At 36.1% G+C, this 13,504-nt stretch carries 9 protein-coding genes and 1 pseudogene; 5 read left to right on the top strand and 5 right to left on the bottom strand.

The features are described from left to right. Positions 1-168: 168 nt before the first annotated feature. The gene (locus tag KA828_RS06785; RefSeq protein WP_193838981.1) at positions 169-969 is read right to left on the bottom strand and encodes a CPBP family intramembrane glutamic endopeptidase; all 801 of its coding nucleotides are present in this window, start codon (positions 967-969) and stop codon (positions 169-171) included. Positions 970-1,019: 50 nt separating this feature from the next. Further along, complete coding sequence (gene lnsB, locus KA828_RS06780; RefSeq protein ID WP_210125848.1) at positions 1,020-1,802, bottom strand: CPBP family lipoprotein N-acylation protein LnsB; 783 nt, start codon at positions 1,800-1,802, stop codon at positions 1,020-1,022. 188 nt (positions 1,803-1,990) lie between these two features. Here lnsB and KA828_RS06775 point away from each other — a divergent pair, with 188 nt between their 5' ends. Then, on the top strand, positions 1,991-3,568 hold the full coding sequence (locus tag KA828_RS06775) for an FMN-binding glutamate synthase family protein (RefSeq protein WP_210125909.1): 1,578 nt from the start codon (positions 1,991-1,993) through the stop codon (positions 3,566-3,568). A gap of 60 nt (positions 3,569-3,628) precedes the next feature. On the opposite strand, the gene KA828_RS06770 is transcribed toward KA828_RS06775, so the two are convergent. Then, positions 3,629-4,096, bottom strand: a complete 468-nt coding sequence (locus tag KA828_RS06770; protein ID WP_228480672.1) for a YehR family lipoprotein — start codon at positions 4,094-4,096, stop codon at positions 3,629-3,631. Positions 4,097-4,256: 160 nt separating this feature from the next. On the opposite strand from KA828_RS06770, the pseudogene KA828_RS06765 reads away from it, so the two are divergent. After that, positions 4,257-5,332: pseudogene (locus tag KA828_RS06765) on the top strand (M42 family metallopeptidase). A 100-nt stretch (positions 5,333-5,432) separates the two neighbouring features. Here KA828_RS06765 and KA828_RS06760 read toward each other — a convergent pair. Further along, complete coding sequence (locus KA828_RS06760; RefSeq protein WP_210125846.1) at positions 5,433-6,251, bottom strand: SDR family oxidoreductase; 819 nt, start codon at positions 6,249-6,251, stop codon at positions 5,433-5,435. 270 nt (positions 6,252-6,521) lie between these two features. Between KA828_RS06760 and KA828_RS06755 the strand changes: the two genes are divergently transcribed. From KA828_RS06755 to KA828_RS06745, 3 genes are all read left to right on the top strand, one after another. After that, positions 6,522-8,066 (top strand): AbgT family transporter, encoded by a 1,545-nt coding sequence (locus KA828_RS06755; RefSeq protein ID WP_075108122.1) that lies wholly within the window; start codon positions 6,522-6,524, stop codon positions 8,064-8,066. Between the two features lie 208 nt (positions 8,067-8,274). Next, a complete protein-coding gene (gene ppx, locus KA828_RS06750) occupies positions 8,275-9,816 on the top strand; it encodes an exopolyphosphatase (protein ID WP_075108123.1) in 1,542 nt (513 codons plus the stop codon). A 96-nt stretch (positions 9,817-9,912) separates the two neighbouring features. Further along, positions 9,913-12,078 (top strand): RNA degradosome polyphosphate kinase, encoded by a 2,166-nt coding sequence (locus KA828_RS06745; RefSeq protein ID WP_210125844.1) that lies wholly within the window; start codon positions 9,913-9,915, stop codon positions 12,076-12,078. 58 nt (positions 12,079-12,136) lie between these two features. On the opposite strand, the gene KA828_RS06740 is transcribed toward KA828_RS06745, so the two are convergent. Further along, complete coding sequence (locus tag KA828_RS06740) at positions 12,137-13,357, bottom strand: acetylornithine deacetylase (RefSeq protein ID WP_210125842.1); 1,221 nt, start codon at positions 13,355-13,357, stop codon at positions 12,137-12,139. Between the last annotated feature and the right edge of the window lie 147 nt (positions 13,358-13,504).

Raw genomic sequence — 13,504 nt, 5'->3', positions numbered from 1 at the left:
GAAATTCTACAAGCAAAGCGAGCTGGGGTTACGACGAATTCAAAAGAATTCTGTCCCACTCCCATGAGCATTATTTATATCTATAATAACAAAAAAAGAAGTAAGATAAGTGTCTTCAAGTTGACATTTCTTGAAACACTGTATCTTACTTCTAATTTAATGCATCATTTACCAAATCAGCGGAATAATGATAGTCACATACGATACTAAGTTGTTAATCATATGTAACGTAATCGTCATTGCTAAATTCCGTCCACTATAGTGGTATGCAATCACAAATCCAATTGCCATAATAAGATATGGACCAATTTCAAATGGAGATGATGCACTTAACACGTGTAAACTAGCAAATAACACGACTGAAACAACGTACATTGCGCCGTATGTTAATTTCTTACCAAGTTCATGAATAATTAAATGTCTAAAGAGCAATTCTTCAACAATTGGCGTTACGATAACAATATCTAGGAACAATACGGGCCAAATCCATTTTGTCTTGAAGAGTTCTTCGATTTGTTTGTTGTTTTCAGTATTACTAAACTGATATTTCTCAGGTAATAATTCTATCAAGTTACCATATATATATTGCGCCAAATACATCGCAATGAGTACAACAACGATTAGTACGATATGTTTTCTCAAATCTTTAAAGCGCTGAATTGCTAATGGGATGAGCGACTTACGATGCATTAAATAAAACAATAGTAATAAGAGGCACTGCCCTAATAAAACAAAGATTTGATTAATTCCCATCACTTGCTTCATCATTGGCGCTTCGGATGTCTGCCCTGTAATCGCCATAATCATGATCATTGTAACTATCGTTAATATCAACGGCAGTACAATATTAATGATTAAATATCCTGGTATTAGCCAAAAATCACGTTTCACAATTCGTTTCGATGCAAATTCATTTTTGAATGGCGCTTGCTTTGATGCTTCTTGCGCATGTTCATTTTCAAAAGTCATATGTCTCTCCTTATCTTTTTTAACGATGTATGTTTAATCATGCTCAATATTTAAAATAATCTTTCTATTATTGTAATAATAAATAAGATGAATTGTACAGAGCTATGATACAGATATGATGCTGCTAAATTCTTGCCAGTTCTCAGATATATAACGATCGCCCCTACTGATAATATGAAATAAGGTATGACTTCCATAACGGATATAAAGTCATAGACCTGTACGCCTACTTCAATCACTATACTCAACACAATGACGACACTAACATTTAGCCTTTTCCCAAGTTCATGAATCATTAAATGTCGATAAATTAATTCTTGAATCAACGGTTGTAACACAACCATAGTAATAAAGGTAAATACAATTGCACTCGGATGATTAAATAAGCCTTCTAAACGAAGTTGCGCCTGTGTTATATCATAACCAATAGGCTTTGGTAGATACTGCGCTACAACGTTAATCGCATAAAACAGTAGTAGTGCAAATAGCGTAACTGTAATAATTAACGGTATGTAATGACGTTTAGCTATACGATACTGTCTCAATGCGACATCAGCAATATCATATTTATGTAACGCAAAAAATGAAACGATAACGACAAATTGAGCAATGACAAAACTGATACTTAACGTTACATTATATAAATAAAGTGGCGGTGGATCTTGCGTTATCATTGCATAGACACCTAAAACGCCAAACACAATAATGATTGGTACTAAAATCTGGAGCATGATGTAAATAGGAATCAATAAGAAATCTTTCTTCACTATTTGAGAACTTCCCCATTGATTTGTAGAAACCTCATGCGTGATTGCCTTTTTTCTTTTCTCCATAGGTCACCTCATACATCTTGTAAGTCATACTTTATCATCGAAATACATCTATGTCATATACCATTTGTTAACCTAACATATTAATAATTTTAAAAAATCGTAAATTTCTTCTTATTTTAAATTGTAAAAGATTTACATTGGTGTATGATTTAAATTGTAGAAGGTTTAAAGGGGGAGAAATAATAGTGATTTCTATACTTACAGTAATGCAGTTTATTGTGAACGTAATGATATTTATTGTCATACTTTCAATAATCGGCTTGGTACTTGTGTTGTTATTTAAAGATAAAGGACAAGATCAACACAGTGTCTTACGTAATTATCCTGTTCTAGGACGTGTACGTTACTTCGCAGAGAAGATTGGCCCGGAATTACGCCAATATTTGTTTGCGAATGATACAGAGGGGAAACCATTTTCAAGAATTCAGTATACTAATATCGTTCTAGCCGGTAAATACAATTCTCGAATGTCTAGTTTCGGGTCACAACGCGCATATCAAGATGGATTTTACATACGTAACACCATGTTCCCATTACAACGTCATGAATTACAAATTGATAATCACGCTATGATTTCAACATTTGTCTATAAAGTAGATAGCGAGCGATTATTCAAACGTGATGAACATCGTGATCAAACAGACATTGATCCGTACTACTTAACGGACGATAATGCCATCGTTCTAGGCGATGATTTGGAACATCCTTTTAAAGTAAAACGACTGGTTGGTCAATCAGGCATGAGTTATGGTGCATTAGGTGGTCGTGCAATCACTGCATTATCACAAGGCTTAGCTCGTGCAGGCACGTGGATGAATACCGGTGAAGGTGGCTTGTCAGAATATCACCTTAAAGGTGGTGGCGACCTCATCTTTCAAATTGGGCCTGGTCTATTCGGTGTTCGTGATAAAGATGGTAATTTTAGTGACGAACAATTTCTAAAAACAGCACATCACAAAGAAGTTAAAGCCTTTGAAATTAAACTGGCGCAAGGTGCGAAAACACGTGGTGGTCATATGGAAGGCAATAAAGTTACAGAAGAAATTGCCAAAATTAGAAATATCGAACCGTATAAAACGATCAATTCACCGAACCGCTTCGACTTTATTGACTCACCTGAAGATTTATTACAATTTGTTGATAAACTTCGCCAATTAGGTCAGAAACCTGTAGGCTTTAAAATCGTTGTAAGTAAAGTGGAAGAAATTGAGTCACTCGTACAAACAATGGTTAAAATGAATATTTATCCTGACTTTATCACCATTGATGGTGGTGAAGGTGGTACCGGTGCTACGTTCCAAGAATTACAAGATGGTGTCGGTCTTCCATTATTTACCGCGCTGCCAATCGTATCTGGAATGTTAGAACGCCACCAAATCAGAGATAAAATGAAAATCTTTGCCTCAGGTAAGTTAATTACACCAGATAAAGTAGCAATTGCCTTAGGATTAGGTGCTGATTTAGTTAATATCGCTCGCGGTATGATGATTAGTGTTGGCTGTATTATGAGTCAACAATGTCACTTGAACACATGTCCTGTCGGCGTTGCAACAACAGATCCTAAGAAAGAGAAAGCGTTAATTGTCAATGAGAAGCAATATCGTGTGACAAACTATATCACAAGTTTACATGAAGGCTTATTTAACATTGCCGCTGCCGTCGGTGTTAAAAGTCCAAATGACATTACGAGTGATCACATTGTAATTAAACGTTTAGATGGTTCAATTGAAGACATAGTCGATTACAAACTGAAATTAATAAGTTAATATTCAAATAAAAAGATGTCGAGACACAGCATTATGTGAGGTGTCCCGACATCTTTTTCATTATTCATCTGTCATATTACTTTTTTGTTTAAAGCCCAGTTTTTTCAATTCTCTAACAGTGCCTTCCATATTGACTTTTTTGTCATTTTTAGACGTTGACATTAAAGAAAAATGATTTTTGACTGCTTTGATATCTGCTTTTTTATAGTTAATATCAATGGTTTCAACCCATTTTTCATGATTATGCTTTAGATTATAAGATACACCTTTTAAATCTTTCATTTGACGGTGATCTTGAAACATCTTCTTAGCTTCTTTCTTAGACATACCGAAATCATTATATTTCAATGTCGTTACTGTTGATTGTTTAACTACTTTATTCTTTTTATAAGACAATGTAGTTAACACATGCTTACCATCCATGTCCCCTTCATATGTCTTAGAACGCTCTTTACTACATGCTCCTAATACACTGACACTTAACACTAATAATATCATTAACATAAAGCACTTTTTCATCATACTCATCTACTTCCCACTATGTCATTTTCAAATAAATTATAGCATTTACTTTATCTTATTATGTATATCATTACCAGATAATTCGTATTAGAAACACTTTTTTCAGAAAATCAAATGCCGACATGCTACAATATGAGTAACTAATGACGTGAGGAAGTGTGTGCATATGAAAGAATCAATCGAATTATTAAAATCTTTGACCGATGTTAACGCATTGCTGGTTATGAACACAATGTTAAAGCAAAGATGAAATCCTATTTAGAGCCAGTGAGCGATGAAATTGTTGAAGATGGCTTAGGTGGCATCTTTGGTAAAAAAGCGAGCGACAATGGTACAAAGTCACTTATGGTAGCTGGTCACTTAGATGAAATCGGCTTTATTGTAACCAAAATCGATAATAATGGATTTATTAAATTTCAACCGATTGGTGGTTGGTGGAATCAAGTCATGTTATCTCAAAAAGTAACTATTACAACCGATGATGGTACTGAGATTCGTGGTCTTATAGGTTCAAAATCACCACATGTCTTAGATCCTGAAGAACATAAGAAACCAATCCAAATTAAAGACATGTTTATAGATATTGGCGTGAGAAGTAAAGAAGACGCTGAAAATCATGGTATCGAAGTGGGCAACATGATTACACCATACAGTGAATTTGAGCAACTTGCGAATGGTAAATATTTAACGGCTAAAGCCTTTGACAATCGTTATGGTTGTGCACTCGCTGTCGACGTATTAAAACGTCTCAAAGATGAACATATCGGCATTGATTTATATGCAGGCGCAACCGTACAGGAAGAAGTGGGCTTACGCGGTGCTAAAGTAGCTGCCAATAAAATCAAACCTGATCTTGCTATTGCTGTAGATGTTGCAGTGGCCTATGATACACCGGGTATGAATCAACTTGGTAGTGATACGACTTTAGGTAATGGCCCTGTCGTTATTTTAATGGACGCATCAAATGTTGCCCACCAAGGCTTACGTCAGCATATTAAAGAAGTAGCGAAGAGACATTACATTACTGTGCAATGGGATACCACTGCTGGCGGCGGTACCGATGCTGGTAGTATCCATGTAGCGAATGAGGGTATTCCTACCATTTCCATCGGTGTAGCGCTACGTTACATGCATTCAAATGTTTCTGTATTACACACAGATGATTATGAAAATTCAGTTCGCCTAGTAACTGAAATCGTTCGTTCACTTAACGATGATGCTTATAACAGAATAAAATGGTAATTTGCGAATGAAATAGTATGTCATTTTTCTAAAATAACTAACGAATTAAAAAGTCGTTCTAAATAAATAGAACGACTTTTTTATATAATATGATGTTTTTCTATTCTACTGAGTGCTTCCAGCTATCATCACTTAGCATTTCTCCAGGCCAAGTATAAGCCATAACACCGCCATCAATTCGAACCGTTTCACCTGTAATAAATGAACTATCATCAGATGCTAGGAAAGCCACGAGTTTACCTACTTCTTCAGGTTTACCTAAACGACCAAGTGGAGTGACCCATTTCTGATTATCGCGGAATGTTTTACCCGCTTCATCTTCAGACGTTCCTGCTAGATTATCCACTAATGGTGTCTCAATAGTACCTGGTGCAATGGCATTTGCACGAATATTTTCACGACCGTATTCAATCGCAATCGATTTAGTAAAGTTAATCACTGCCCCTTTAGCCGCATTGTAACCTGAACGGTATAAGTCTGCAGCTTGGCCAGAGAATGATGCCGTATTAATAATTGAACCACCTTCATCCATCATTAATGGTAGTAAGAATTTAGTTACTAAGAATGTCCCTCGCATATCCACTGCCATGATTTTGTCGAACACTTCTACAGGATATTCATGTATACGACCTGCACCATTATCCACACCTGCGTTATTAAAGATAATATCTACACGTCCATATGTCGCTTTAGCTTTATCCGCAAAATCTTGAACTTGTTGATCATCTGAAATATCTACTTTATACGCAGTCGCTTTGCCACCATTGTTATTGATTGCTTCAACAGTCTTTTCTAATTCATCTGAAATATCCAGCGCTAATACATGAGCACCTTCATTAGCTAATGCTTTTGCTGATGCTTGCCCTATACCTGTACTTGCACCTGTAATCACTGCAATTTTATTTTCTAAACGTTTCATAAAGGCCTTCACTCCTATTTTTCCAATCTTATTAATGAAACTAAATGTATCTATTCAATATATATTTTCCACACTTCAAATGCGCTCAAACCCTATTCCGGAAATGATACCGCTTACTCTTACAAACATGATTTAGTTCTATATACATAAGCTAATATTATTGTACTTATCTTATACATAACCAATTCTTATATTTAAATTTCTGAAAATTGCTATATTTTAAAAAACATTTTGTTATACTTTGTGTTAACGAACAAAGGGGGCCATTTTATGACCACTAAAACAAATGAAAAAACATCTATCGTTAATAAATTACTTAATGGCGTAGAAAAAGCTGGTAACAAATTACCAGACCCTGCCATGCTCTTTTTCTTAATGTGTATTGGTTTAGCCGTTATTACTTGGATCGTTTCTCTGTTTGATGTATCGGTTAAGCATCCAGGAAATGGAGATACCATACATATAAAGAGTATTCTGAGTACTGAAGGTATCGCCATGATTATGAATGATGCCATTAAGAACTTCTCAGAGTTCCCTGCACTTGGTCTTGTATTAGCTGTAATGATTGGTGTCGGTGCTGCTGAGAAATCAGGTTACTTTGATAAATTAATGATTTCAGTTGTGAATCGCGCATCAAAACGCATCATTGTACCAACCATTATTTTAATTGGTATATTAGGTAGCTTAGCTGGAGATGCAGCAACAGTCATCTTGCCACCACTTGCTGCAATGATTTTTATTAAGATTGGCTATCATCCCATCGCTGGTCTTGCAATGGCCTATGCCTCATCACTAGGTGGATTTGGTGCCAACTTCTTAATTGGTATGCAAGATGCACTGGTTTATGCATTTACAGAACCTGCAACGAAGATTGTTTCAGATAGTGTCAAGATTAATGTTGCAATGAACTGGTACTTTATTGCAGCGAGCGTGATCTTGGTACTTCCTGTGATTTATTTCACCACAACAAAGGTTGTTATTCCACGTTTGGGCGACTATGATGCGAGTCAAGCAGATTACGATGAAGATGAGGAAACATCATCACATATTACGCCAACAGAGAAAAAAGCATTGTTCTGGGCAAACATGTCTTTCGTAATACTCATCGTAGCGTTAATCATTTGTTGCTTACCAGAAAGTAGTTGGTTAAGAAACGCAAAAACTGGAAGTCTTATTGATGATTCTCCATTAATTAATGGTGTGGGCTTAGTCATCCTCGTTATTTTCTTAATTCCTGGGATTGTTTACGGGATTTTAAGTAAACAAATTCAGAACTCCAAAGATTTAGGTAGCATGATTAGTGACTCACTTGGTTCTATGGGATCATTTATTTTAATCGTCTTCTTTGCCGCTCAATTACTCGCCTTTTTACAATGGAGTAATCTAGGGATTATTGTGTCTGTCTATGGCGCTAAATTATTACAACATCAAAATGGTATTGTGCTCATCATCGGCATTATCATATTGAGTAGTTTAATTAACTTAATTATTGGAAGCGCATCCGCTAAATGGGGTATTCTTGCGCCAATCTTTGTACCAATGATGATTCTACTCGGTTATCATCCGGCGTTTACACAAATGATTTATCGTGTCGGTGATTCTATTACAAACCCTATTACACCAATGATGCCTTATATGCCACTGGTGCTATCTTATGCGCAAAAGTATGATAAAAATATGAAACTAGGTTCCCTACTTTCGAGTTTAATGCCATACACCTTCGCATTAGGTATTGTGTGGACCTTATTCGTCATTGCGTGGTACCTTCTTGGCATCCCGCTTGGACCAGGTGGTCCTGTCAAAATTCCACACTAATTCGCAATGCATCGTGATAATTGAAACGCAAATCTTTGTAAAAACCTTCTCATTTATTGAGAAGGTTTTTTGTAATCCCTTACAAAAATTCTTACTTATTACCAATAATTATGTCACTCTCTCTTTTTCAAAGCGTGATATTACGGTAAAATAAAGGTATAGAAGTGTATTCATTATTAACATTATTTTAGGCATTTAGGAGGACACGATGGAAGAACGAATAGGTTTAGTAGATATTGGATCCAACACAATCAGATTAGTTATTTTCAACTTTAATAAAGCGACAGGCATTAATGAATTGCTCAACATTAAGACCCCTGCACGTCTAAGCCAATATCTCACTAAAGATAATAAGATGAGTAAAGACGGCATAAAAGTACTCATTGATGCACTACACAGTTTCAAATCTGTGTCAGATAAATTCAATGTAACCGCGTTACATCCGATTGCTACAGCAGCAATTCGTCAGTCTAAAAACAATGACGAAATCGTCAAGGAAGTTAAAAAGGAAGTAGGCATCGATATTAAAATCGTACCTGAATCGGACGAAGCCTACTACGGTTACTATGCAATCACACATACGACGGAAATCGAAAATGGTGTATCCGTTGATATCGGCGGTGGTTCGACTGAAGTAACATTATTTAAAGATAAAGAACTTTTTGAATCCCACAGCTTCCCTTTCGGTGTCGTGACACTCAAAAGAAAATTCTTCAATGACAAAGCCCACAATGACAAAGGTGCTATTAAAGATATGGAGAAATTCTTATCACAACAATTTGAATCGTTAGAATGGCTTAAAGATCAAAAGGTTGCACTTGTGGGTGTTGGTGGTTCCGCTCGAAATGTTGCGCGTATTCATCAAGCCGAGCATTCATATCCTATTGGCGGTGTCCACAACTACACAATGACGAATAAAGATATCGATGAAGTCTTTGATATCATTCGTAAAAACGATCGTGATGATTTAACCAACCTTGATGGTTTAAGTCGTGATCGTGCAGATATTATCCTTCCAGCGGTATCCGTATTCAAAACATTATATAAAATTGTAGACGCAAAGCAGTTTACATTCTCAAGAAATGGTCTACGTGAAGGCTATGTCATGAAACAAGTTCGTGAACGCTACCCTGACGTCTTTGATAAACATAACGTCCGTAAAGAGTCTATCCATTTCTTAGCACGTGAATACAAGATTGAAGATGTTAGTTCACAAGCGCGTCTCAAACTAGCTAAATCGTTATTATCACAACTCATTGATATCGCAGATTTAGATATTAGCGATAATGAGCAACGTCTCTTTGAAGAAGGCGCTTATATATACTATCTTGGTAGTTTCATCGATTCAGATTCAAGTTCTCCACACACGTATTACATCATTGCAAACTCAATGATAAACGGCTATACACATAAAGACCGAGTTAAATTGGCGTTACTTGCCAGCTTTAAAAATAAATCACTATTGAAATTCTATTGCCAAGAAACGGATTGGTTCAGCAATAAAGAAATAGATTCAATCCAAACATTAGGTGGCATTATTAAATTCATTAACGCATTAAACATTTCACAAACAAGCTTTGTTGTCGATGTCGAATTGAAGAAAAAGAAAAAAGGCGACGACGACTATCAATTAACTGTATTTTATACAGAAGGCGAGCCTATTGCCGAAGAATATCAAGCAAATAGACAGAAAAAACATATCGAAAAGATACTTAAAGGAAATGTTTCTATCATCTTTACAAAATCTTAAAACAAGTATGCTATCTTAAAGTTAGGATGTTATGCCTTTTATTTACTAATTGAAAAGAACAACGCATATTTGAGGAAATGACGAGGTGTATTTGGAATGCAAACTCAATTGGGAGAAAATGATATTAGCTTACCGCAATACTATAACAATCGCGAATTAAGTTGGCTTGATTTCAACTATCGTGTACTTCAAGAAGCATATGATAAAAACAACCCGCTACTTGAAAAATTAAACTTTATATCTATTTTTAGTTCAAACTTAGATGAATTCTTCATGGTTCGTGTTGCTGGTTTAAAAGACCAAGTTAAAATGGGATATGATAAACCGGAAAACAAAGCACAAATGACACCACAAGAACAAGTTGATGCTATCCAAGAAAAAGCTAAAAAATATGTAGATAAGCAATATGAACGCTACAATGAATTAATGACTGAACTTCGAGATTACGAAATTGTGATGTGTGAACCACACGAATTATCTGAACCAATATTAGATAAATTAGAAAGAGATTTCAAATTAACTATCTTGCCAACCTTAACACCACTCGGCATAGATGCTTACCATCCGTTTCCTAAACTTAATAATAAAAGTTTAAACATCTTCGTTGATATTGACACTGAAGATGCCATCAATTCAGCCATCGTTCAAATACCATCACTTATTCCAAGATTTCTAACTTACAATGAAGGTGCTAAACAGTATGTTGTGATGGTTGAGGACGTAATTACTTACTTTATCAATTATTTATTTACTGGTTATGAAGTCTTAAATACATTTACTTTCAGAATTACAAGAAATGCTGATTTAACGATTCATGAAGATGGCGCAGAAGACTTACTTATCGAAATTGAACGTTTCCTTAAAGAACGTAAAAGTGGTTCAGCAGTACGTCTAGAAGTTGATGGTCGTACCGCTAATCCAGATGATCTTGATTGGCTTATCGAGACATTAGAAGTGGATCATCAAGATGTTTATTTCCTTAATGGACCACTTGATTTAACATTTATCTTTGGTTTAGTGGATCATTTATCTCATAAATTAAACTATCTCACTTACGAGAAATATTCACCACAAATTCCACGTTCACTAGGAAATAACAATTTATACGAACTTGCATTGAAACGTGACATCTTCTTCCACCATCCGTACGAATCTTTCGAACCGATCGTTGATTTTATCCGTGAAGCGGCAGATGACCCTAATACGATTGCAATTAAACAAACATTGTATCGTGTAAGTAAAGACTCACCTATCATTAAGAGTTTGAAAGAAGCCGCAGAAAAAGGAAAACAAGTAACTGTACTTGTGGAATTGAAAGCACGCTTCGATGAAGAAAACAATGTCCATTGGGCACGTATGCTAGAAGACGCAGGGTGTCACGTGATATACGGTATGACACACCTGAAAACACATAGTAAAATTGCATTAGTAGTTAAGCGTGTCGGTGGCGAATTAACGTCATTCGTTCACTTGGGTACAGGTAACTATAATGACAAAACTGCGAAATTATATACAGATATGGGTATTATCACTACAAATAAACAAATTGCAGAAGATGCAATTAACTTCTTCAATTATTTAAGTGGTTACTCTGTCAAACCAGAATACAATAAATTAATCGTTGCACCGTTTGATATTCGTGACGTCTTTATCGACCGAATCGACAAAGAGATTAGCAGTCACCTTCAACATGGTAAGGGTAAAATTATGATGAAAATGAACTCATTAACAGACAAAACAATCATCGAAAAATTATTCGAAGCATCACAAGCCGGTGTAAAGATTCAACTCATTATTCGTGGTATTTGTTGCCTAAAACCTGGTATCCCAGGCATTAGTGAGAACATTGAAGTTGTAAGTATCGTTGGTCGATTATTAGAACACTCTCGTATTTATTACTTCCATAATAATGGCGATGAACGTATTTACTTATCATCAGCTGACGTAATGACACGTAATATGATTAAACGTGTAGAAATCCTATTCCCAGTTGAAGATAAAGAGATTGGTAAACGTTTAGTTGACTTTATGGATTTACAATTATCTGATAACCAAAAAGGACGTTTCCAAGACGAACATGGTCATTACCATTATGTAGAAAATAACTTGTCACCATTAAATTCACAAGTTTATTTAATGCAAGAAGCGATTAAATATGGCCAAGAACTTAAAAAACGTTCAGCTCAACCTTCAGGCATGCCCGTCGTATCGAAACGTCGTGCAAATTGGATGAACCGAATTCGTCGTTCATTAAAAAAATAATCTTTGAAATAGCTAAAAAGGCAATGGTCGCACATGACTATTGCCTTTTTTATATTGTTTACTTCTCTGGATGATCGTACCAATGATTTAAGAAATGATATAACACATCGCTGTAAGTTTGAAGTTCTGATGCTTCAATCTTCTCATCTACGCTATGTGCTTCTTCTAGACTACCAGGTCCATATAAAATCGTAGGAATACCAAAGTGCGCAGTCCAACCACCATCCGTTACTGTCGTACTCATACCATGTTTTAAGTCTGTGCCATGAACATGATGATGTGCTGATTGTAATTGTTTAAATCCAGGATGTTCTGTAGGTATTGTGAAGCTTGGGAAGATTTCACCTTTGTCTTCAATCATTGATTCGCCGCCCCATTCAAATTGTAATGGGTTCTCACGTAGCCAAATATCCGCTTCAGCCACACGATTCAAGTAATCTTCTATTTCTGCGACAACGTCTTCATAACGTTCATTTGGTAAATAATGTACTGTAATCCATAAGCGACATTCATCTGCAATAAATGCAGGATGGCGTCCACCTTCAATGACAGCTGGGTTTATCGTATTTGCACCTGGTGGCATTCCTGGACTATGTTTCATCACTGACCAATGTTGTTCTAATTCATTTAATGCACGAATAATCTTAGCCATTTTTTCAATGGCACTCGCACCAAATAACCCACCACCTGCATGTATGGTCTGACTACGTGCACCGTCATGAATGGTGTTCTTACTCTTAATCGTAATCCATCCTGTAATTACGCCACCTTGACCAAGTGCCATATTCTCACTGGTATCTAACACAAGTGCTAAATCAGCTTTAGGGCCAATTTCACAGGCACGCTTTGTACCTGCTTCGCCAACTTCTTCGCCTACGACAGACTGTACAATGATATCGCCTTTCGGTTGGCGTCCTTCTTGATGTAACTGTTCAAGTACATAGAATAACGATGCCATGCCACCTTTCATATCACTGACACCACGTCCATATAACCAGCCCTCATTTTCAGTTAATTGAAAAGGCGGATACTGCCAGTTCGAATCATCATCGACTGACGCTACATCAACATGTCCATTTAATATGAGTTTCGGTGCTTCAGGGTCCTCTGCTACAATAATACTATCATTCTTATACAGTTGTTCTCGTTGAATGCTAAAGCCATAACGTGTTAATAATGTTTCTATCTCATCTTGTAATGGGTCGGTATTACGTCCCGGTGGACTCTCCGTATTGTAACTAACTAGCAATTCCAACAAGTTATAAAGACGTTCCTCCATCTTCGTCACTCCTTTAAATCATAATCCCCCACTACTTCCTTCATTACCAGTGTATCACGATAAGGATTACAAAAGAGGCTGTGACAAAATTCCAAGCAAAATGATGCTGGGACATAATTCCTAGCAAAATAGCCAGTAAATGAGTTC

This window comes from Staphylococcus sp. GDY8P85P (assembly GCF_017892405.1).
In the GTDB taxonomy this organism is placed as follows: Bacteria; Bacillota; Bacilli; order Staphylococcales; family Staphylococcaceae; genus Staphylococcus; species Staphylococcus borealis.
The sequence above is the reverse complement of the archived record's forward strand: the minus strand, read 5'-3'. Positions and strand labels throughout refer to the sequence as shown.